General features: G+C 70.9%; 18 protein-coding genes. 9 read left to right on the forward strand and 9 right to left on the reverse strand.

The annotated features are described in order from the left end of the window. Positions 1-66 precede the first annotated feature (66 nt). Both ACFY10_RS20540 and ACFY10_RS20545 read left to right on the forward strand, forming a co-directional pair. Positions 67-648, forward strand: a complete 582-nt coding sequence (locus ACFY10_RS20540; protein ID WP_390666573.1) for a sigma-70 family RNA polymerase sigma factor — start codon at positions 67-69, stop codon at positions 646-648. Continuing rightward, positions 645-2,081, forward strand: a complete 1,437-nt coding sequence (locus tag ACFY10_RS20545; protein WP_390666574.1) for a maleylpyruvate isomerase N-terminal domain-containing protein — start codon at positions 645-647, stop codon at positions 2,079-2,081. The genes ACFY10_RS20540 and ACFY10_RS20545 overlap by 4 nt, the downstream gene beginning before the upstream one ends. A gap of 165 nt (positions 2,082-2,246) precedes the next feature. Here the strand turns inward: ACFY10_RS20545 and purU are convergent, their stop codons facing one another. Further along, complete coding sequence (purU, locus tag ACFY10_RS20550; protein ID WP_390666575.1) at positions 2,247-3,128, reverse strand: formyltetrahydrofolate deformylase; 882 nt, start codon at positions 3,126-3,128, stop codon at positions 2,247-2,249. Between the two features lie 46 nt (positions 3,129-3,174). Continuing rightward, positions 3,175-3,675: a hypothetical protein gene (locus ACFY10_RS20555; RefSeq protein ID WP_390666576.1), complete on the reverse strand. Its 501-nt coding sequence runs from the start codon at positions 3,673-3,675 to the stop codon at positions 3,175-3,177. A gap of 117 nt (positions 3,676-3,792) precedes the next feature. Between ACFY10_RS20555 and ACFY10_RS20560 the strand changes: the two genes are divergently transcribed. Further along, complete coding sequence (locus tag ACFY10_RS20560) at positions 3,793-5,100, forward strand: ABC transporter substrate-binding protein (RefSeq protein ID WP_390666577.1); 1,308 nt, start codon at positions 3,793-3,795, stop codon at positions 5,098-5,100. 31 nt (positions 5,101-5,131) lie between these two features. Here the strand turns inward: ACFY10_RS20560 and ACFY10_RS20565 are convergent, their stop codons facing one another. Together ACFY10_RS20565 and ACFY10_RS20570 are read right to left on the reverse strand one after the other, a co-directional pair. After that, entirely contained in the window at positions 5,132-6,805 is a 1,674-nt protein-coding gene (locus ACFY10_RS20565; protein ID WP_390666578.1) for a hypothetical protein, read from the reverse strand. A 190-nt stretch (positions 6,806-6,995) separates the two neighbouring features. Next, positions 6,996-8,381, reverse strand: coding sequence for a transcriptional regulator (locus tag ACFY10_RS20570; protein WP_390666579.1), 1,386 nt, complete (start codon positions 8,379-8,381; stop codon positions 6,996-6,998). 263 nt (positions 8,382-8,644) lie between these two features. Between ACFY10_RS20570 and ACFY10_RS20575 the strand changes: the two genes are divergently transcribed. The 3 genes from ACFY10_RS20575 to ACFY10_RS20585 all read left to right on the forward strand — a co-directional run bounded on the left by ACFY10_RS20575 (position 8,645) and on the right by ACFY10_RS20585 (position 11,790). Further along, the gene (locus ACFY10_RS20575) at positions 8,645-9,298 is read left to right on the forward strand and encodes a bifunctional DNA primase/polymerase (RefSeq protein ID WP_390666580.1); all 654 of its coding nucleotides are present in this window, start codon (positions 8,645-8,647) and stop codon (positions 9,296-9,298) included. A 108-nt stretch (positions 9,299-9,406) separates the two neighbouring features. Further along, on the forward strand, positions 9,407-10,198 hold the full coding sequence (locus ACFY10_RS20580) for an ABC transporter ATP-binding protein (protein WP_390666581.1): 792 nt from the start codon (positions 9,407-9,409) through the stop codon (positions 10,196-10,198). Beyond that, on the forward strand, positions 10,195-11,790 hold the full coding sequence (locus tag ACFY10_RS20585; RefSeq protein WP_390666582.1) for a transporter: 1,596 nt from the start codon (positions 10,195-10,197) through the stop codon (positions 11,788-11,790). Before ACFY10_RS20580 ends, ACFY10_RS20585 begins: the two co-directional genes overlap by 4 nt. Before the next feature lie 152 nt (positions 11,791-11,942). Here ACFY10_RS20585 and ACFY10_RS20590 read toward each other — a convergent pair whose 3' ends face one another. Further along, positions 11,943-12,869: an alpha/beta fold hydrolase gene (locus ACFY10_RS20590; protein WP_390666583.1), complete on the reverse strand. Its 927-nt coding sequence runs from the start codon at positions 12,867-12,869 to the stop codon at positions 11,943-11,945. 613 nt (positions 12,870-13,482) lie between these two features. Further along, positions 13,483-14,175, reverse strand: a complete 693-nt coding sequence (locus ACFY10_RS20595) for a metal-dependent transcriptional regulator (protein WP_390666584.1) — start codon at positions 14,173-14,175, stop codon at positions 13,483-13,485. 239 nt (positions 14,176-14,414) lie between these two features. On the opposite strand from ACFY10_RS20595, the gene ACFY10_RS20600 reads away from it, so the two are divergent. Further along, positions 14,415-15,170 (forward strand): SIS domain-containing protein, encoded by a 756-nt coding sequence (locus ACFY10_RS20600; RefSeq protein WP_390666585.1) that lies wholly within the window; start codon positions 14,415-14,417, stop codon positions 15,168-15,170. A gap of 29 nt (positions 15,171-15,199) precedes the next feature. Here ACFY10_RS20600 and ACFY10_RS20605 read toward each other — a convergent pair whose 3' ends face one another. Beyond that, positions 15,200-16,603: a PAS domain-containing protein gene (locus ACFY10_RS20605; protein WP_390666586.1), complete on the reverse strand. Its 1,404-nt coding sequence runs from the start codon at positions 16,601-16,603 to the stop codon at positions 15,200-15,202. Between the two features lie 140 nt (positions 16,604-16,743). Beyond that, positions 16,744-17,565, reverse strand: a complete 822-nt coding sequence (locus tag ACFY10_RS20610) for a GNAT family N-acetyltransferase (protein ID WP_390666587.1) — start codon at positions 17,563-17,565, stop codon at positions 16,744-16,746. Positions 17,566-18,526: 961 nt separating this feature from the next. On the opposite strand from ACFY10_RS20610, the gene ACFY10_RS20615 reads away from it, so the two are divergent. After that, a complete protein-coding gene (locus ACFY10_RS20615) occupies positions 18,527-19,555 on the forward strand; it encodes an isopenicillin N synthase family dioxygenase (RefSeq protein ID WP_390666588.1) in 1,029 nt (342 codons plus the stop codon). A gap of 108 nt (positions 19,556-19,663) precedes the next feature. Here the strand turns inward: ACFY10_RS20615 and ACFY10_RS20620 are convergent, their stop codons facing one another. Next, entirely contained in the window at positions 19,664-20,764 is a 1,101-nt protein-coding gene (locus ACFY10_RS20620) for a citrate synthase 2 (RefSeq protein WP_390666589.1), read from the reverse strand. A gap of 293 nt (positions 20,765-21,057) precedes the next feature. Between ACFY10_RS20620 and pdxH the strand changes: the two genes are divergently transcribed. Beyond that, positions 21,058-21,726 carry a pyridoxamine 5'-phosphate oxidase gene (gene pdxH, locus ACFY10_RS20625; RefSeq protein ID WP_390666590.1) on the forward strand — a complete coding sequence of 223 codons (669 nt, stop codon included), beginning with the start codon at positions 21,058-21,060 and terminating at the stop codon, positions 21,724-21,726. Positions 21,727-21,738: the final 12 nt, after the last annotated feature.

Here is a 21,738-nt window from a genome sequence, read left to right on the forward strand (position 1 = left end):
CGACTACATTCGAGGAGACGATGGACGCAGGCCGGGCCGAGGAACGGGCAGGGGTGAGGGGGCCGTATGGCGAAGAAGGACGCACCGCCCCGCTGGGACCGCAAGATGCAGCAGCGACTTGCACGCGGTGAGGCGGCCGCCCTCGGCGAGCTCTACGACCGGTTCGCCTCACTCGTGCACGGCATGGCCCACCGCGTCCTCGGGGACGAGCGCGCGGCGGACGGCATCACGCGCGATGTCTTCGTCCACGTCTGGGAACACCCCGAGGCGTACGACCCCAAGCAGGGCCCTCTGCGCTCCTGGGTCGCGACGCTGACCCACCGCCTCGCCGTGCAGCGGCTGCGCGCCACCGAGACCGCCGCCCTGGCCCAGGGCTCCGGCGGCTCCGCCGAGGACCTGGAGCGCAAGGTGCGCCGCGCCTCGGTCGCCGCCCGCGCCGACTACATCGTCACGTCCATGCCCGCCCCGCTGCGCGCCGCCCTCGACCTGGCCTACTTCCAGCGCCGCGACTACCGCCAGACCGCCGCCGACCTCGGCGTCACCGAGGACGAGGCCCGCCGCCGGCTCCGCCTGGGCCTGCAGCTCCTGTCCACCGCCCACGACGCCGGCGCACCCGGAGCACCGCCCGGTTACGGGGGTGCGGTGTGAACGACACAGGCAGCGCGGACCGCTTCGGCCATGGGGACTTCGACGGCGAGGACGGTCTCGAGGGCAAGGGCGACCTCGGAAGCAAGGGCGGCTTCGGGAACAAAGGCGACAAGAACGACAAGGGCGACAAGGACGAGCAGCAGAAGGGGTACGGCATCCCGGGCGGACCCGCGAACGGAAACGGAAACGGCAACGACACCGGCCCCGACTCCGACCAGCCGCCCCGCATACCCATGCCCCGCGCCTCCGTCGAGGACGGCGGACGGCCGCTGCCCTCCCTGGAGGACCTGGGAGACCTGGCGCCGCAGCCCGCCCCGCTCGTCCTGGAGCACCGCGTCCTGAAGTCGCTCCTCGGCGCATGGGCGCTGGCCGCCTGCTCGCCGGACGAGACGGCGGCCGTCGAGGAGCACCTGGGCGACTGCGGCGCCTGCGCCGACGAGGCGCTGCGGCTGCGCGAGGCGGTCGGCCTGCTGCACCAGCCGGAGAGCCTCGACCTGGACCCGGGCCTGCGCACCCGCGTCCTGGACGGCTGCCTCGACCGGCGCCCGCCACGCATCCCGGTGCCCGAGTGGGCGGCTCCGTACGACGCCGAGACCGCCCGGCTCGACGCCCTGCTGCAGGACATCGGGGACGCCGAGTGGCACGCGCCCGTGCGGCTGCGCTGGTTCGAGGGCGAAGGCCCGATGACCCGTCGTACGACGGTCGCCGGGGTCATCGCCCACCTGCTGACGGTCGACGGGCTGGTCGCGGTCGCCCTCGGCCTGGACGACCCGCTGGGCGACGTCGCCGCGGAGGGCCCCACACCACGGGCCCGCACCGAGGCGTACTGGCGCACCTCGCACTTCCCGCCCACCCGTGCCGTCCGGGCCCCCTGGCGAGAACAGACCCATGACCTCGTCCGCACGGTGTCCTTCACCAGCGACTCGGGACCGGCCCGGCTGGCCGTCTCCTACGGCGACTTCGAGCTGCCGTTGCAGGACGCGATGCTGGACCGGGCCTTCGAGTGCTGGGTGCACGCGGAGGACATCGCCGAGGCGGTCGACTACCCGTACGAGCCGCCCGCCCCACGCCATATGCACCGCATGATCGACCTCGCGGCGCGTGTCCTGCCGGACGTACTCGCGACCCGCCGCCGGGCCGGCCTGGCTTCGCCTCCCCACCACCGACACCTGGTCCCGGCGGGCGAGCCGGGCCGCAGCCTGCGGCTGGAGATCGAAGGGATGGGCGGCGGCGAGTGGCTGATCCCCCTCGACTCCCCCGCGGCGGTCGGCTCCGCCGCGTACGAGGTGGCCCATGTGGCCCTGGACGGCGCAGAGTTCTGCCGCCTGGCAGCGGGCCATGTGCCTCCGGCGGAAGCGGCGGCGGGGCAGGTCGGTGACCGGGAGGCGATCAGGGATGTGCTGTTCGCGGCGGCGAGCTTGAGCCGGATGTAGGGGTGGGTTGCTGTTTCGCGGGCGGCTGCGGGTGATTCGTGGTTTCTCGCGCCCACGCGACGGAGCCGCATATTGATACAGCCCCGCGCCCCTTCAGGGGCGCGGGAAACTGCGCGAACAACCCCCACACACCCGCAGGCGCCAACGACAGAAGAACCCGAGCTCCTAGGCGAACACGACCGTCCGCCGCCCGTTCAGCAGAATGCGCCGCTCGGCATGCCACTTGACGGCCCGTGCCAGCGCCTGGCACTCCACATCCCGCCCGACCGCCACCAGCTGATCCGGCGTGACGTCATGCCCCACCCGCTCGACCTCCTGCTCGATGATCGGCCCCTCATCAAGGTCTGCGGTCACGTAGTGCGCCGTCGCACCGATCAGCTTCACACCCCGCGCATGCGCCTGGTGATACGGCTTAGCGCCCTTGAAGCTCGGCAGGAAGGAATGGTGGATGTTGATGATCCGCCCGCTGAGCTGCTTGCAGAGATCGTCGGAGAGCACCTGCATGTAGCGGGCCAGCACCACCAGCTCGACGTCGTTCTCACGAACGATCTCCAGGAACCGCGCCTCCGCGTCCGCCTTCGTATCCTTCGTCACCGGAATGTGGTGGAACGGGACGTCGTACGACCCCACGAGCTCGGCGAAGTCGGTGTGGTTGGACACCACGGCCGCGATCTCCACCGGCAGGGCACCGATGCGGGCACGGAACAGCAGGTCGTTCAGGCAGTGGCCGAACTTGCTGACCATGAGCACGATGCGCATCTTCTCGTCGGCCCGGTTGATCTGCCAGTCCATGTGGAAGGAGTCACCGATCGCCGCGAAGCTGGCGCGCAGCTTGTCCACCGTCACCGGCGGCGCTGCGGAGAAGTGGACGCGCATGAAGAACAGACCCGTGTCGTGGTCGCCGAACTGCTGGCTGTCCTCGATGTTGCAGCCGGTCATGAAGAGGTAGCTCGACACGGCGTGCACGATGCCCGGCTTGTCGGGGCAGGAGATCGTGAGGACGTACTGGTCGGCGGGCGCCGCGGCTCGGGTGGACTGCTCGTTCATGCAGGACAGGGTCCCATAAGTGAGCCCCCGTCCGGACCGGAGTCCGCTACGCGGACCTCGTCATGATCCGCAGCACCTCGAGCGTGCGCGGGGGCGCGTCCGGGTCCTCCCCGTCGGCGACGGCCATCCGCACGTGCGCGTCCCGGGCCGCCCGGATCGCCTCCGGCCAGGCCTGGTTCTCGACATAAGCGGAGACCGGGGCGTCGGGTCCGACCTGGTGCATGATCCGCAGCACCCGGAGCACGGCGGTGTCGACGAGGGCCGCCTCCTGGGAGTCCCGGAAGATCGTGCCGACGTACTTCTCGGCGGACCAGTTGTCCAGCCAGGTGTCCTCGACCAGGCGGTACACGGCGTCGGTCACGTCCCCGTATCCGTCGACGCCGGCCAGCCAGACGTTCTGCTGGAACGCCGGATCGGAGAGCATGTGCAGCGCGGAGCGCACATTGCTGCGCCAGCGCCACCACGGCATGTCGTTCAGTGGCATGCCGCCCATGGTGGAGGAGCGACGGCCGCGACGGGAAGAGTTCTCCGAACCTTGCACGGTCATCGATCGTACGTTCTCCCGTTCCGGCGCCTCACCGACCCCCGTAATTCACCTTGCCGTCACCGATCCATAACCGAGGGTCATCCCCGGGTTGGCGGTGTGGCGGAAACGTGTGTGTCCATGACCGGCAGGCGACGCATCCGCAGCACCTTCCTCCCCAACCGCACCCGGCCTTTCAGAGCCACCGCCCTTTCGGCGGGGGCGCTGGTGGCGTGTGCGTCGCTCGCCGCCGGATGCGGGGTCATCCCCGGTGCCACGGGGGGCTCCGGGGATGACCCGATCACGGTCATGACCTGGGCCCCTTCGGACACCAAGGCGACCAACAAGCCCGGCATGCCCGCCTTCGCCCAGGCCTACGCCCGCTGGATCAACGCCCACGGCGGCATCAACGGCCGCAAGCTGAACGTCCTGACCTGCAACGAGCACAACGACAGCGTGGCCGCCGCGAAGTGCGCCCGCCTCGCCGTCAAGGAGAACGTCGTCGCGGTCGTCGGCTCCTACAGCCAGTACGCCGACACCTACCTCCCCGAGCTGGAGGGCGCCGGCATCCCCTACATAGGCGGCTACGGCGTCACGACCACCGAGTTCACCAGCCCCATGTCCTACCCCGTCAACGGCGGCCAGCCCGCCCTCCTGGCAGGCCTCGGCAAGGAACTCGCCGGCAGCTGCGGCCCCGTGGCGCTGATACGGCCCGACAGCATCGCGGGCGACGAACTGCCCGCCATGCTCGACTCGGGCCTGAAGGCGGGCGGGCACGCCGCCGCGGTCGACCAGCGGGCGGCGGACGACACCACCGAGTACTCGGGGCCCTCGCAGCGGGCACTGACGGCCACGACCGGCAACCCGGCGAAGAAGGGATGCGTGATACCCGCGCTCGGGGACCGCACCGACACCTTCATGGACTCCTTCCGGCGCGACCGCGAGGACTACCCGGCGGTGAAGACCGCCGCCACGCTCGACAGCGTCGACCAGACGGTGATCAACGAGTCCGGCGGGCAGTCGGGGCCGTACGAGGGCTCGTACGTCACCGGCTGGTACCCGGCGTCGAGCGACCCGCGCTGGGACCCCATGAAGAAGGTGATCAAGGAGCAGGCCTTCGGCGACAACCGCATCGACGCCTCGGACACCGGGGTGCAGACGACTTGGATCGCGTACACCGTGTTCAGGTCCGTCGTCGCGTCACTGGGCAGCGCCGACGTGAGCGCCGACACGGTGCGCAAGGCCCTCGACGACGGGCTGAAGGTCACCACGGGCGGACTCACGCCGACGCTGCAGTGGTCCTCCGAGAGCCCGCTGGCCGCCATCGGCTTCTCCCGCCTGGTCAACGCCGACGTGACGCTTCAGGTCGTGCGTCAGGGCCAACTCGTGGCGGCGAAGAAGGGGTTCGTGGACGCGACGAAGACGCTGCAGACCGCGGACGTGAACTGAGGCTCACGTCCGCGGGTTCACAGGCTCCCGGTCACAGCTGGGTCCTCTGGCGCTGGGTCAGGCCGTATGTCCTCGCGATGGCGTTCCACAGCTCGGCCGCCTTGACCTTCTGCTGGCTGGCCGTGCCGCTCGCGCGGTTGGCGGCCGCGGTCTGGCCGGTGACGCGGGCCTCGCCCCCCTTGCAGCCCTTCTTGCCGCCGACCTGGTCGGCCCAGGCCGCGTAGTGGTTGTCGGCCGCCGCGGACGCCTGCCACGCCTTGGTGAGTGCGGTGGTCAGCGCGGCGTGGTTCGGGAGCTTGTCGACGGACAGGCCGGAGAGCCGGGTGACCAGCTCGGCGCGCTGCTTGGCCGCGGCGCGCAGGTCGGAGGCGGCCTGGGGCAGGTTGTTGCACTTCTTCACACTGGCCACTGCCTGGATCACCGAGGCCCGGCTGTCTCCGCTGTCGGCGAGCAGCTTGTCCAGGGCGACGGCCTGCTGCTTCGCCGGATCGGCGGCCGACGAAGCCGAGCTGTCGGTCGCCGGAGCCGTGGCGGACACCGTCTGGTTCTTGTCCTTGCCGTCGTCGCCGCCGCCGCTGAGCATTGCACCGGCGCCGACGCCGAGCACGACGATGCCCACACCGATGGCGGCGATGAGCGGCACCCGAGCCCCGCTCCGGCCCCCTCGGCGGTCGTCGCCCGGCGGGGGGTACGCGGCCTGCGGAGGCGGCGGGGGCGGCTGCTGGAAGCGCGGCATCTGCTGCGTGGCCTGAGCCGGGCTCTCGCCGCCCGGCCCGCTGCGGAACAGGTTGTCGAACTCGGCCGGCGGCTGCCGGTCCCCGCCCTGCGGCATGCCGTACGGCGCCTGCCCGGTCACGGGCGGTATGTACTGCGTGGCCTCGGAGTCGGGCCCGGCCGCATGCGGCGCACTCCCCAGGAACTGCGTCGCCTCGGAGACCGGTCCGCCCCCGCCCACCTCGGGCGGCAACGCCCCGGGCGCAACGGGCGGAATGTACTGCGTCGCCCCTTCGACATCGGATACGGCAGGTACGGGCGGTATGTACTGGGTGGCCCCTTCGTCCGCAGCGGGCGGCAGGGGAGCACCGCCGTAGCCACCGGGGGTGGCGGGAGGCAGAGGCGCGGCCGGCCCTCCGTGCCCGGCGGGCGGCAGGGCCGCGCCCGGGGCGGAAGCGCCGTATGTGTCGGCTGGCGGCAAGGGTGCGTTCGCCGGTGGCTGCGATATCGCGGGCTGCCCACCGTACGACGGAGCCGGGGCACCCTCCGGGGGCAGTGCCCCGGACGCGGGCGCACCCCACTGGTCAGGGGGCGGCGCCTGCTGCTGGTCGGGCGCTCCCCACGCCTGGGCCGGTGGCGTCGGCCAGCCCTGGCCCGGCTGCGGGGCCGGGCTCTGCTGCTGCTCGGGGCCCCACGGCGTGCCCCAGGCCTGGCCGCCGGGCGGTGCCGCGGCGGGGGCCTGCGGGGCGTTGTACGGACCGGTCTGCGGGCCGTTGTACGGGCCGGGCTGGTGCCCGTTGTACTCGCCCGCCTGCTGCCCGGCGGAGTACCCGGGCGGCTGCGGTCCGGCGTAGTGACCGGGCTGCGGGCCGGCCGGGCCCTGTGCGCCCAGCATGCCCGGCAGCAGGGGCTCGCCGCCGTCGGAGGGCAGCACGATGCCTTCGCGCGCTTCGCGCGGCGAGGGCTCCTCGCCCTGTCCACTCTGCGTCACCGGGACTCCTACGAATGGGGGACCTTCGGAATCGTCGGCTCACGCTACCGGGTCCCCCGAGCCGGGTGCCACGCAGCTCAGGGCACAACCTCCTTCCCTGTGACGGCAGTAACAGAACGGCTCTACAGACCGCTGTATCTGTCACCCTCTCCGACTGCCCCCGCACGGCAACCGGCCGTTTCCCGCAGGTTCACGCAGCCGCCTGCAACTCGAGCCGTGCCCCGAACTCCCGCACCACCGGCTCGTCCCGGTACGGCTCCAGCCGCTGCTGGAAGTCCTCCAGGTACTCGGCGCCGCGGTTGGAGCGGAGGGACTCCAGGAGTTCCACGGCCTTCAGTCCCGTGTTGCAGGCCTGCTCGATCTCGCGCTGCTGCACCTGTGCGGTGGCCAGCAGCACATACCCGATGGCCCGCCTGCGCGCCTTGGTCTCGGGCAGCCCGGACAGGGACTCCTGCGCACGGCGGGCCGCCGCCTCGGCCTGGCCGAGGTCCCGGTGGCAGTGCGCCAACTCGTCGGCCAGATACGCTTCGTCGAAGTGCGCGATCCACGCCGGGTCGTCCCCGGACGCCGCATCGGCCCCTTCCAGCGCCGTGACCGCCCGCCCGGACGCCACCTGGGCCGCCCGCGCGTCGCCCATCAACGCGTGCCCGCGCGCCTCCGCCGCATAGAACATCGCCTCCACGCGCGGTGTCACACGCCCACGCGCCCCCTCCTGCGCCGCCCGGGCCAACTGCGCGATCTCACGCGGGTTTCCGAGCTGTGCGGCGAGGTGGCTCATGGAGGCGGCGAGGACGTACCCGCCGTAGCCACGGTCGCCCGACGCCTGTGCGAGCCGCAGCGCCTGGATGTAGTACCGCTGGGCCAGGCCCGGTTGCCCGGTGTCGACGGCCATGTAGCCCGCGAGCTCGGTCAGTCGGGCCACCGCGGCGAACAGGTCGCGGCCGACGGCCTCCCGGTACGACCCCGCCAGCAGCCCCGAGACGACGCTGTTGAGGTAGTGCACGACGACCGGGCGCACATGCCCGCTGCCGTACTGGTGATCCAGATCCACGAGCGCCTGCGTCATCGCGCGCACGGCCGCCACGTCGGACTGCCCCACGCGCGGTCCCGCCGAGCGCGACACCTGTGAGTCGGGCGAGGAGATCAGCCAGTCCCGGCTCGGCTCGACGAGCGCGGACGCGGCGACGGACGAGCCTGACAGGAAGTCCCGGCGCCCCACGTCACTGCGCCACAGCTCGCAGACCTGCTCGATGGCGCCCAGTACCGTCGGCGAGAACTGGAGCCCCACGCCTGAAGCAAGGTTTTTGCCGTTGGCCATGCCGATCTCGTCGATCGTGACCGTGCGGCCGAGTTTGCGGCCGAGCGCCTCCGCGATGATCGCCGGGGCGCGTCCGCGCGGCTGCTGCCCGCGCAGCCAACGGGCCACCGACGTCTTGTCGTAGCGCAGGTCGAGGCCGTGCTCGGCGCCGCACATGTTGACCCGGCGGGCGAGCCCGGCGTTCGAGCACCCCGCCTCCTGGATGAGCGCCTGCAACCGTTCGTTCGGCTGTCGCGCGACGAGAGGCCTTGCGGCCATGGCGTAACCCCCTGCGAACCCCTGGAGCGAAAAGATCCGGCCGTGAAGATCAATGCCCCGCCGACACACCTAAAATGCGAGGCTTGCGCGGATTGCCGGGGTAAAGGCGGAAGCCGACCCCACCGGTGGCTACCCAGCTCACGCCGAGGTTCCTCCCGCGCGCCCCCACACGTGCATCCATGCGCCCCAGATACGGAATCAATGCTCCTCCCCCGCGCGCGCTACCCCCGTAACCCAGGGTGGATGCGGGAGTTGAGTTCACCGTGGAAGAGACGATCGCCGGCCCCGAAGCCGCTCAGATTCCGAAGCAGCGTGGGGAATCGCTGCAGGAGACCGCCGTACGCTACGCCGAGGAGCGCCACTGGGACGTCTTCCCCGGCACCTGGCTGGAAGCCGTTGACGGGGTGCAGTACTGCTCCTGCGGCGACACCGCGTGCGCCGCGCCCGGCGCGCATGCGGCGCGCGAGGACTGGGCGACGCTGGCGACGGGCAGTGCGACCGTTGCCCGCCGGATGTGGCAGAAGCAGCCGACGGCTTCGATTCTGCTGCCGACGGGGCGGACGTTCGACGCGATCGAGGTCGCCGAGACCGCGGGGTTCCTCGCGCTGGCGCGCATGGAGCGCATGGAGTTGACGCTCGGTCCCGTGACCTTGACGCCGGATCGTCGCATGCACTTCTTTGTTCTGCCCGGTGCGGCGGTGAAAGTACCGGAGCTGGTGCGGAAGTTGGGCTGGTCGCCCTCCTCTCTCAATCTGGTCGCGTTGGGCGAGGGCTCGTATGTGGCCGGTCCTCCCACGCGGTACGGCTCTCGGGGCGCCGTGCAGTGGGCCTGCCGGCCTACGCCTGCGAACCGGTGGCTGCCGGATGCGGAGGAATTGATCTCGCCGCTCGCCTATGCGTGTGGGCGGGATCGGTAATCGCGCGACTGCAGGTAGTCAGTGGCTGGTCGCGCCCACGCGGCGGAGCCGCATATCAGACGCAGTCCCGCGCCCCTTGAGGGCGGTGCCCCACCGTAGGGTTCTTGCATGACGTCGGAAGTAGTGACGAGTACAGCGGCCGTACGGGTACGTGGGCTCTGGAAGCGGTTCGGGCAGCAAGTTGCCGTTGCCGGGATTGATCTGGAACTGCCTGCGGGGAAGTTCATCGGGCTCGTCGGGCCGAACGGAGCGGGGAAGACCACGACCCTCTCCATGGTCACCGGGTTGCTGCGGCCCGATCAGGGGAGTGTCGAGGTCGTCGGGCACGATGTGTGGCGGGATCCGGTGGCGGTGAAGGCGCGGATCGGGGTGCTGCCGGAGGGTCTGCGGCTCTTCGAGCGACTGTCGGGGCGTGAACTGCTCGCGTACAGCGGGCGGTTGCGCGGGCTGCCCGGGGCCGAGGTCGACAAGCGGGCCACTCAGCTTCTCGATGTGCTCGACCTGGCCGGCGCCCAGCACAAGCTCGTCGTCGACTACTCGACCGGCATGCGCAAGAAGATCGGGCTCGCGGCCGCGCTGCTCCACAATCCCGAAGTGCTCTTCCTCGACGAGCCGTTCGAGGGCGTCGACCCGGTGTCCGCCCAGACCATCCGCGGGGTCCTGGAGCGGTACACGGCGTCGGGCGCCACCGTCGTCTTCTCCTCCCATGTCATGGAGCTCGTCGAGTCCCTGTGCGACTGGGTGGCCGTGCTGGCCGCCGGCCGTATCCGCGCGCACGGCACGCTCGCCGAGGTGCGCGGGGAGGCGGCCTCGCTGCAGGAGGCGTTCCTCCAGCTCGTCGGCGCGGGCGGCCGCGACACGGCGTCGAATCTGGACTGGCTGGGCGGCGGGGCGCGATGACGGGCAATGTCGACGTCACTGCCGTCGTCGTACGGCTGAAGCTGTCGCTGCTGCGCAACGGGCTCAGGCAGTCCGGCGGGCGGCGGGCCGCCTACGTCGCGTCGGCGGTCGTCGTGGTGCTGTTCGGGGCGCTGCAGCTGCTCGGGCTGATCGCGTTGCACGGGAACACGCATGCCTTGCCCGTGGTCGTGCTGCTGGTGGCCGTACTGGCGCTGGGCTGGGCGGTGATGCCGCTGTTCTTTCCCAGCGGTGACGAGACGCTCGACCCGACGCGGCTGGTGATGCTGCCGCTGCGGCCCCGGCCGCTGGTGCGGGCGCTGCTTGCGGCCTCGCTGGTGGGCATCGGGCCGCTGTTCACGCTGCTTCTGCTGGCCGGTTCGGTGATCGCGGTCGCGCACGGCGGGGCGGCGTACGCCGTCGGTGTCGTGGCCGTCGCTCTCGGGCTGCTGGTGTGCGTGGCGCTGGCGCGGGCCGTCGCCGCCGCCAACATCCGGCTGCTGACCAGCCGCAAGGGCCGTGATCTGGCGGTGCTGAGCGGGCTGGTCATCGCGATCGGGGCACAGCTGGTCAACTTCGGGGCGCAGCACCTGGGTTCGACCGGGCTCTCGCAACTCGACCCGGTGGCGGACGTACTGAAGTGGGTGCCGCCCGCGTCGGCGGTCGGCGCGGTGGACTCGGTGAGCGACGGGTCGTACGGTGTCGCCGTCCTCCAACTGGCCCTGACCGTGGGCGCGTTGGTGCTGCTTCTCGCCGTGTGGTCACGCCATCTGACCCGGCTGATGACCTCGCCGGACGGCTCCACCCTCCAGGCCGCCGAACCCGCGGCCCGCGAACGGACCGCCGGCGGCCTCGCCCGCCTGCTGCCCGCCGGCCGCACCGGCACGGTCATGGAACGCAGCCTGCGCTACATCTGGCGCGACCCCAAGACCAAGGCCGCCTGGGTGACTTCACTGGCCATCGGCCTGATCGTGCCCGTGTTCAATGCCCTTCAGGGCACCGGCTCGATCTACTTCGCATGCTTCGCCGCGGGGATGCTCGGCATCCAGATGTACAACCAGTTCGGGCAGGACACGTCCGCGTTCTGGATGGTCGCCACCACTATTTCCTCCGCGCACGATGCCTACGTCGAGCTGCGCGGGCGAGCCCTCGCCCTGCTGGTGATCACCCTGCCGTACGCCACCCTCGTGACCGTCGTGACCACCGCGATGCTCGGCGACTGGCCCCGGCTGCCCGAGGTGCTCGGCCTGTCCCTCGCGCTGCTCGGCGCGATGCTGGCGACCGGCGCGTGGACGTCCGCCCGCTTCCCGTACTCCATCCCGCAGGAGGGCTACAAGAACGTGGTCCCCGGGCAGGCCGGCCTCGCCTGGATCTCGATCTTCGGCGGCATGGTGTCGGCGGCCCTCCTGTCCGCCCCCGTCATCATCGCGGCGATCTGGGTGAACGTGGCCAAGGACGGCGACCAGTGGGGCTGGCTACTGCTGCCGGTGGGCGCGGCATACGGGGCGGGCATCACGCTGGCGGGCCTACGCCTGGCGGCGCCGCGCACAGCGGCGCGCCTCCCGGAGATCCTCGCGGCGGTAAGCAAGGGCTGACGGCACCTTTCTGGCACGAGGGCCTGCAACACCCTGAAGGGGCGCGGGGCTGTATCGATATGCGGCTCCGCCGCGTGGGCGCGACAAGCCACAACAGACCCGCACCCGCCACACAACAGGAGCCCCGAGCCATCAGGCGCCCCGGCCCAGCCTCACGCAGTGAACACCGCATCCAGGAAGGGTTCGATCGCCGCCCGCCACGCCTCCGGCTGGTCGTAGTGGACGAGGTGACCGGCATCGGCCACCTCCGCATACTCGCCCCGCGGCAGCACCCGCACCATCTCCTGCGCCTCGGCCCGGCCCAGCTCGCCGTCGAGCCCGCGCACGACGAGCGCCGGGCACTGGACCTGGGCGAGCTCCTCCCAGTGCGCGTCGTACACCCAGGTCTCACGGGAGCGGAGCATCTGCTCGTGATCGAAGACGGGGCGCCAGCCGTCGGGCGACTCGTGCATCACCTCGGCGTAGAACTCCCCGCGGGCCGGGTTCGGCCGCTCCACCCAGGGGTCGTCCTCGCCGAACCACTTGCGTACGTCGGCGAGTGTGGCGAAGGGGACGGGCCAGGCCTTGAACCAGTCGGCCCACTCGCGCTGCGAGGCGGCGCCGAGCGCGGAGGCCCGCATGTCGCAGATGACCACCCCGCGGACCAGATCGGGCCGCTTGGCGGCGAGCTGCCAGGCGGTCAGCGCGCCCATGGCGTGGCCGACGAGGACGGCCGGGGCGAGACCGAGCTGCTCGAGAGCTGCCTCGGCGTCCTCGACGTAGGCCTCGCGTGTGAAGGAGGCCTGCGGCGGCTTGTCGCTCTGGCCGTGGCCGCGCTGGTCGAGCGCGACGGCGCGGTGCCGTCCGGAGAGCCAGCGGGCGGTGGACGCCCAGTGCGAGGCGCGACCCATCAGGCCGTGCAGTAACAGCACGCCGGGGGCGTCCTCGGTCAGGGGATGCCCGGTCTGCTCGCCGGAGAGCTGTGACGGAATCACGGGTTCCGTCAGGTTTTTTGCCGGGTCGGTCTTGGGAGGGTCGCCGAACTCCCAGACCGCGAGGCGTACGCCGCCCGCCCCGGTCACGTCGATGCGTCGCGCCATGGTCCTGGCACCCCCCTAGCTCCGCTCGGACCGCTCGCTCCCGCTCGAGCCGGCCGGTCCTGTGAACCGTGTCCTGCCGTGCCGTGCAGCTGCCTGTTCTTGTGCGCTCGCTCTTTGTGTACTCACTCCTGAAGCGCACATTCCGCGTGACCCGTCACCCGAAGACTATCGAATGGGTATTCGAAAATACTGTGTCTGCGGGCAACACCCCTCGTACGAGTGACCTCGCCCGAGGAATGATCGCCGCCGCCGAGGGGAGATCTTCAGCGGGAGGCGGACCGCTCGGGGAAAACGGTCCGAAGGGGATGACCCTGAGAGCTCGGGGCTCCGGGTCAGCACAGGGGAGGACAGGCCCCGGCGCCATACGGCGCCGGGGCCCTCCACACGTCTGCGGCACATCCTCCCGGCCCCCTCAGGTCATATGCCTCACGCGACAGCCTCGCACGCAAAACGTCCGAGCGCTGCGATTTCGACGCACCGAATCCCGGCGTCGAAGAGATCGACGACAAGCCCGCAGGGCACCTCAAATGCCCCTGGAACAACGGAAGTTGACGGCCTTCACCAGGCCAGGGACGGCACGAGGAGCAGTACGCCGCCGATGGGCCGCCGACGGTCAGCGCTTGGCGACGAACACATGGGAAGCGACATCCGCCGCCAGCTCGGCCGCCTCACCGCCGCTGCCCACCAGCACACCGCCCGCCGACTCCGTCACGCTCACCACCGAACCGGGCTGCACACCCGCCCGCCGCAGCGTGTACATCAACTGCGCATCCGTCTGGATCGGCTCACCGATACGGCGCACGACGACCGTCTTGCCTTCCAGACCCGGGTCCAGGTCCGCCAGCGACACCATGCCCTCGTCCAGGAACGGGTCCGCGCCGTCCTTCTCGCCCAGCTCCTCCAGACCCGGGATCGGGTTGCCGTACGGCGACTCGGTCGGGTGCCGCAGCAGCTCCAGCACGCGCCGCTCCACGGCCTCGCTCATCACGTGCTCCCAGCGGCACGCCTCGGCATGCACCTGCTCCCACTCCAGGCCGATCACATCGACCAGCAGACACTCGGCGAGCCGGTGCTTGCGCATCACGCGCGTGGCGAGCCGACGGCCCTCGTCCGTGAGCTCCAGATGGCGGTCCGTCGCGACGGACACGAGGCCGTCCCGCTCCATCCGCGCCACCGTCTGGCTGACGGTCGGCCCGCTCTGGTCCAGCCGCTCGGCGATCCGGGCGCGCATGGGGACCACACCTTCCTCCTCCAGCTCGAGGATGGTGCGGAGATACATCTCCGTGGTGTCGATCAGTCCGGACATACGTGCCCCTCGATGAGATCTGCCGGAAGCGCGACAGCTTCCCGGCGCGTGCGCTGGCCCTGGATTCAATTCTGACGCATACCACTGACAACCGTGCCGCGCCGTTGAAACCACCGGGTTACGCGGGGGCGCTCACCCCGTACTCACCCCCCGTATTGACACGGCACTGGTCCAGACCGCACGGTGATCCGCGACACATCCGCGCGCCGGACACCCCACACCGCCCCGGAAGGACCCGCATGAGCGACGGCAAACTGGCCGACCAGTTCTTCGACGCCGCGATCGACCTCCTGCAAAGGGTCCGGGACGAGGAGACAGAGTCCATCACGGCGGCCGGCACCCTGCTCGCCGACACCGTCGCGGACGGCGGACGGCTCTTCGCCTTCGGCGCCGGCCACTCCTCCCTCGCCGCACAGGACGTCGTCTACCGCGCGGGCGGCCTGGCCCTGATGAACCTGCTCGCCGTACCGGGCGTCGTCGGCGTCGACGTGATGCCGGCCACGCTGGGCTCCGCCCTGGAACGCGTGGACGGCCTCGCAACCGCCGTCCTGGACTCCTCGCCGCTCCGCTCCGGGGACGCCCTGGTGATCATCTCCCTCTCCGGCCGCAACGCCCTCCCCGTCGAAATGGCCATGAGCGCCCGCACGCTCGGCGTGAAGGTCATCGGCGTGACCTCGGTCGCGTACGCCACCGAGACCCGGTCCCGGCACACCTCCGGCACCTACCTGCGCGACCACTGCGACATCGTCCTCGACTCCAAGATCGCCATCGGGGACGCCACCCTCACCGTCGATACCATCCCGGCCCCCTTCGCCCCGGCCTCGACCGTCGTCACCAGCGCGATCCTCCAGGCCGTCATGGCCACGGCAGCGGGCGCACTCGCCGAGCGCGGCATCGAGCCGCCGCTGCTGCGGTCCGGCAACGTGGACGGCGGCCACGACTGGAACAGCCGGGTGATGCAGGAGTACGGGGACCGGATCTTCTACCAGCAGTAAGCACGCAAACGGTGTAGCCGCGGGCCGCGCTACCGCCCCACGACCCCCGCCAAGTCCAACGCCGCAGCGATCCGAACGGCGACATCCTCGGCGTACACCGCATCCACCCGCTCGAACTGACTCCGCCCGCTCCCCCGCAGAAACGTCACGACCCCCAGCGTCCGCCCCCGGCTGCGCAGCACCGCGCACAACGCGTGCACCGCATCCTCCGGCCACTGCCGGGCCAGCGCCCACTCCCGGGCCTGCTCGGCCGGCACCGCACCCACGCTCGCCCGCACGGCCCCCGTCCGCTCCACGCACTGCAACGCCGGATGCCCCTGCGCGTACCGCACCGGCAGCCCCGCCTGCCCGGTCAGCAGACTCGGCCCCGGCGCCCCGGCCGGCGTCGCGGCGACCCGCACCAGCCGTACGGGCCCCTCCGCCGCCCCGTCGGCCACCGCACCACCCGCCACCCGGTCGATCAGCGCATGGTCGGCGAACCCGGCGAGCGCGAAATCGAGATGGACGGTCGCCGCCTCGCCCGGGTCCTCGCACTCCGCGGCGGCCCGAGCCGCCCGGTGCAGCTGATTGGTCCGGAACCGCAGCAGCGCCGCCTCCTGCTCGCCCTGCTTGCCCTCGGTCACGTCCTGGAAGAGCCAGGCGACCCCCAACGGCACCGGCTCCTCCGCCAGCGGCGAGGCCAGCCGTACGAAGCCGCAGCGCCAGCACCGCCGCTGATCGCCCTCCGGCGTACGCACACTCACCCAGATCTCGGCCGGCGCGGGCGGCGCACCCTCCGCGAGCACATGCGTGAGCGCGCTCTCCAGCTCCTCGACACCCTGGGCGAGCAACTCCCCCAGCGGCCGCCCGAGCGCCGACGTACGCCCGATGCCGAGCGCACGCGCCGCATGAGCATTCACCACGGCGGGCCGCAGATCGGCATCGACCAGTACGACGCCCCAGCTCGCATCCTCGAACAACGCCTCGCTCAGCGCGATCGACCGCTCCAGATCGATCTGTGCATGCACTTCACTGAAGGCGCAGTACACGCCCGCGGGCTTCCCGTCGGGCCCGCGCACCGCCGCGGACTGCGTCCGCACCAGCACCCGCCCGCCGTCCTTCGTCAGCAGCGCGAACTCGTGCACCTGCCGGCCCGGGGCCTCCATGGCGGACATCAGCCGCCCCTCGACCTCCTCGGCATCCGCACTGCGCACGGCCCACCCCGCGAACCCGTGCCGCCCGACCGCCTCGGCCGCGGTCCACCCCAGAATCCGCTCCGCCTCACGATTCCAATGCGTTACGACCCCGCCCGCATCGAAGGCGCACAGCGCCGCGTCCATCCCGTCGAGCAGCGCGGCCAGCAGATCGGAGCCGTCAGGGCCCACCGGACCAGCCCGCTCGGGCTCGTCCGGCCCCAGCTCGTCGGTGGTCCCACTACGCCGGGAAGCACTCACCTGGACCCCCTGCCAAGCTGCGTCCGCACGTACGGCGCGTCGGTTCGCTCACTCGCAATCATCTAACTGGAACGTGACGCAGCACACACCGAGTTCCCCAAGATTGAAGGAATCGTTGTACGCCGCCTCCGCCTCCAGGATCACCCCACCATCAGCCGAAGATCAATCCACAGATCACTTTCCCCGTCGAGCACATACCTCTCGACCTCGACGAACCCGTACTTCTCCGCGAACCGCAGACCGTCCTCGTTGGCCGCCAGCACACACGTCTCGACCACCTCGGCGCCCAGCACACGCGCGTGCGCGAGCCCTCTCTCGTACAGCGCCGCCCCGAACCCCCGCCCCCGGTACTCGGGCAGCACGCGCGCGATCACCGTGGCCGCGCCCTGCTCGCCCTCCGGCGGCCGCACGGTGGAACACCCGACGAGCGCGTCCCCGAGATACGCATTCTCCAGCCGGTAACGCCCGAGCCGCTCCCGCGCCTCGTCGAGGGACATCGCGGCGGGCGGCACGATCGCGTTGTGGACCTGCCTCCACTCCCGCAGCATGGCCTCTCCGTGCACAGCCTCGATCCGTAGGCCCCTGCGCCGCGCGGACACCTCGATCTCGATCCTCATCCGAGGATCCGAAAGCCCGCACACCATCATCGTCGCCGCCGGCCGCACCTCCCCGAACGCCCGCCGCAGCACGGGCCAGCACGGCTCGAAGTCCTCCTGCTCGGGCAGCAGGTACCGCACCCGTACGACATCGGAGAACCCGGCCCCCGCCTCCGCGAGCGCCGCCCCGATGTTCCGTATGCACTGCTCGGCCTGCTCGACCACGTCGTCGGAGATCGTCATGGTGGCGTAGTCGAACCCGGTGGTCCCCGAGACGTGCACCCAGTCGCCGTCGACCACGGCCCTGGCGTAACCGATCTGCTCTTCGAAGGTCGATCCGCTGAGGATTGCGCGTCGCTCTGTCATGCGCGGAACGCTAACCGAGGGCGCGGACGATCACGTCTGCTTTAGCAGCAAGATCGGGTGCGCGTTCGAGGGTTTGGGGTTCTTCGCACGAATGAGCGCCATCTGGTGATTCGACCGCTCACGCACCACGTTGATCACTAGCGTCATTGGCAATACGCACGCACTCACGCACTACCCCGGACCGGTTCGGTTTCCCGCGCCTGCGGCGGGCTCGCGTCAAGCGACACTTCGGATACGCCACGGGCGATCTCGTATGTGCCACCGTGCCTACTGGTAAGTGGGCGGGCACGTGGACGGGCCGCGTCTCTGTCCGGGCCGCGGGACGGCACAGCCTCTCGACACCAGCAGGCCGAGTGGACGTCTTCCATCGGAATCTTCGGCTCCTACAACGGGGCGACGGGTACGGCTACACCGTCCAGCCTGAAGCCGTACCGTCAACATTCAGAAAATGGGTTGATCGGCGGCAGAAGGCTTCTTAGGCTGCGGGTAATTCGGAAAGGAGGTGGTTCGGCAGATGTATGAACACCGGACAGAAGAGGTGGCTGCGGGCTAGCGGCCCGCCACCACACCGAGTGCGGTGCCGGACCAGCGTGTGCGAGCAACACGCAGCCGGCCTAATCCAACGCAGTCACCCGACCCGCGAGCTCGCCGGTACGTCCGGCCGGCTCCCCCGCCACAGGCAGGGGGACCCGAGCTCGCGGGTCGTCTGCGTTCTCGGGGTGCGGGAAGATCTGCGGCAGTGGGGAGTGCCAGGTACGGATCCTTCGGCGAGCAGTACGCTGGGCGCATGCTTCTGCTCGTTCGACGCCGCCATGTGGACTACGTCCGCGTCACGAGCACGGGCTGTCGGCGCTCCGCCTGACCCAGCCCCGTTCTGCTTGTTCTTCCTCCGTTCGGGCATCTGGGCCCCGCCCCACCCTCGGCGGCCGCCCCTGCCCCGTACACCCTGCGGACGCACCCCATGACGCACATCGCGACGACCCCGTCGTACCAGCAGCTCCCGATCATCGATCTCTCGGCCGCCGACCGCGGACCCCAGGCCCGTGCACTGCTCCACGCCCAACTGCACAGCGCCGCTCACGACGTGGGCTTCTTCCAACTGGTCGGACACGGAGTCAGCCCCGCCGAGACCGACGAACTCGTGCGGGCCATGCACGCCTTCTTCCGGCTTCCCGAAGCCGACCGGCTCGCCCTCGACAACATCAACTCGCCCCACTTCCGCGGCTACACCCGCACCGGCGACGAACGCACCGCCGGCGCCCGCGACTGGCGGGACCAGCTCGACATAGGCGCCGAACGCCCCGCCCGCACACCTGGCCCAGACGAGCCCGCCTACTGGTGGCTGCAGGGCCCCAACCAGTGGCCCGCCGCCCTCCCCGAACTGCGCACCGCCGCGCTCGCCTGGATCGACCGGCTGAGTGCCGTCGCCCAGCGGCTGCTGCGCGAGCTGCTCACCGCCATCGGCGCGCCCGCCGACTTCTACGACCCGGTCTTCGGCGACCACGCCCACCCGCATCTCAAGCTCGTCCGGTATCCGGGGACCGCGGGTGACGGCGCCGACCAGGGCGTCGGCGCCCACAAGGACTACGGCTTCCTGACCCTCCTGCTCCAGGACCAGGTCGGCGGACTGCAGGTGCAACGGGAGGACGGCCTGTTCCACGACGTGCCGCCCCTGGAGGACGCGTTCGTCGTCAACCTCGGCGAACTGCTTGAGGTGGCGACCAACGGATACCTCGTGGCCACCAACCACCGGGTGGTGAGCCCGGCGGGCGCCACGGAGCGGTTCTCAGTGCCTTTCTTCTACAACCCGCGCCTGGACGCGAGGGTGGCCCCCTTGCCCTTCCCGCACGCATCCACGGCCCCGGGAATCACCGACGACCCGGCCAACCCCCTCTTCGCCGAATACGGCTACAACGAGCTGAAGGGCAAGCTGAGGGCTCACCCGCTGGTGGCGGAACGGCACCATGCGGATCTTCTCGCGCCGGCATGAAAACAGGGCCCGAAGGGCCCGTTTTCCAGGGGCGCGGGGAACTGCGCGACCAGCCACAACTGGCCCGCAGTCGCCCGCGCTCTTCAAGCACCCGTCTCAGTGGGCGATTCAGTGGGCGATGCCGTCGTACCCCTCGATGGCCTGCGGAGCCCTCGCCCCCGGCCCCACATACCGCGCAGACGGCCGCACAAGCCGCCCCGTCCGCTTCTGCTCAAGAATGTGCGCCGACCACCCCGCCGTACGGGCACAGGTGAACATCGACGTGAACATATGGGCCGGCACCTCGGCGAAGTCGAGCACGATCGCCGCCCAGAACTCGACGTTCGTGGCAAGCACCCGGTCCGGACGCCGCGCATGCAGCTCCGCCAGAGCGGCCTTCTCCAGGGCCTCGGCCACCTCGAACCGCGGAGCCCCCAGCTCACGGGCGGTACGCCGCAGCACGCGCGCGCGTGGATCCTCGGCCCGGTACACCCGGTGGCCGAAGCCCATCAGCCGCTCCCCCTTGTCGAGGGCCTGCTTGACGTACGCCTCCGCGTCCCCGGTCCGCTCGATCTCCTCGATCATGCCCAGCACACGGGAGGGCGCGCCGCCGTGCAGCGGCCCGGACATGGCTCCGACGGCACCGGACAGAGCGGCAGCGACGTCCGCCCCGGTGGAGGCGATGACGCGGGCCGTGAAGGTGGACGCGTTCATGCCGTGTTCGGCGGCGGAGGTCCAGTAGGCGTCGACGGCGGCGACGTGCTTGGGGTCGGGCTCGCCCCGCCAGCGGGTCATGAAGCGCTCGGTGATCGAGTGGGCCTTGTCGATCTCACGCTGCGGAACCATGGGCCGGCCCTGGCCGCGGGCCGACTGGGCCACGTAGGAGAGAGCCATGACCGCGGCCCGGGCCAGGTCCGCGCGAGCCTGCTCGGCGTCGATGTCGAGGAGGGGCTTGAGGCCCCACACGGGCGCCAGCATGGCCAGCGCCGACTGCACGTCCACTCGGATGTCGCCGGAGTGCACGGGGATCGGGAACGGCTCGGCGGGCGGCAGGCCGGGGTTGAAGGCGCCGTCGACAAGCAGCCCCCAGACGTTCCCGAAGGAGACGTGACCGACCAGGTCCTCGATGTCGACGCCCCGATACCGAAGGGCGCCGCCCTCCTTGTCCGGTTCGGCGATCTCCGTCTCGAACGCGACGACTCCCTCGAGTCCGGGTACGAAGTCGGACATCAGGCGGCTCCTCGTGATGTGTACGACAGATGGGTACGGCAGAAAACGGCGGCTCGGCCGCTGGATCCCCGGTCTGTTCGTGCGACTCGTGGTCCTGGGCGGCCACCCTGGTGATGCCCCGCGCGACTGGTCACTCAACCAGAACGCACCAGCACGATATCCCCGAGTGCCACGTTTGGGGAGGCTCAACGGCACTCAGTGCCACAGCCACTCGTCCGCAACGAGTGGCCCCATGCCGAAATCATGACGGACACCATGCCGTACGGCACCTGCACATACGGCAGGATGACCGGGTGACCGACCGAGACGCCGTCCCCCTCGATCCCGCCTCGATGCGCAAGCAGTACCGGGCCGAGGGCCTCGCCGAGTCCGATCTGGCCGCCACTCCGGTGGCGCAGTTCGCGCGCTGGTTCCAGCAGGCCGCGACGGAGGCCCACCTCTTCGAGCCGAACGCCATGGTCGTCTCCACGGCGAACGCCGAAGGCCACCCCAGCTCACGCACCGTACTGCTGAAGCACTTCGACGAGCAGGGCTTCGTCTTCTACACCAACTACGACTCCCGCAAGGCCCGCGACCTCGCCGAGAACCCGTACCTCTCGCTCCTGTTCCCCTGGCACCCGATGGCCCGCCAGGTCATCGTCACGGGCATCGCCCGCCGCACCGGCCGCGACGAGACCGCCGCCTACTTCCGCACCCGCCCGCACGGTTCCCAGCTCGGCGCCTGGGCCAGCGCCCAGTCGAGCGTGATTTCCACCCGCGCCGACCTGGACGCCTCGTACGCCGAACTCGCCGCCCGCTACCCGGAGGGCGAGCAGGTCCCCGTGCCCCCGAACTGGGGCGGTTTCCGGGTCGCCCCCCAGGCGGTGGAGTTCTGGCAGGGCCGCGAGAACCGGCTGCACGACCGGTTGCGGTATGTGGCGGAGGCGGACGGGGGGTGGCGGGTGGAGCGGCTCAGCCCCTGAGTGTCGGCGCCT

The sequence above is a fragment of the Streptomyces sp. NPDC001401 genome (assembly GCF_042895385.1).
Lineage (GTDB): Bacteria > Actinomycetota > Actinomycetes > Streptomycetales > Streptomycetaceae > Streptomyces.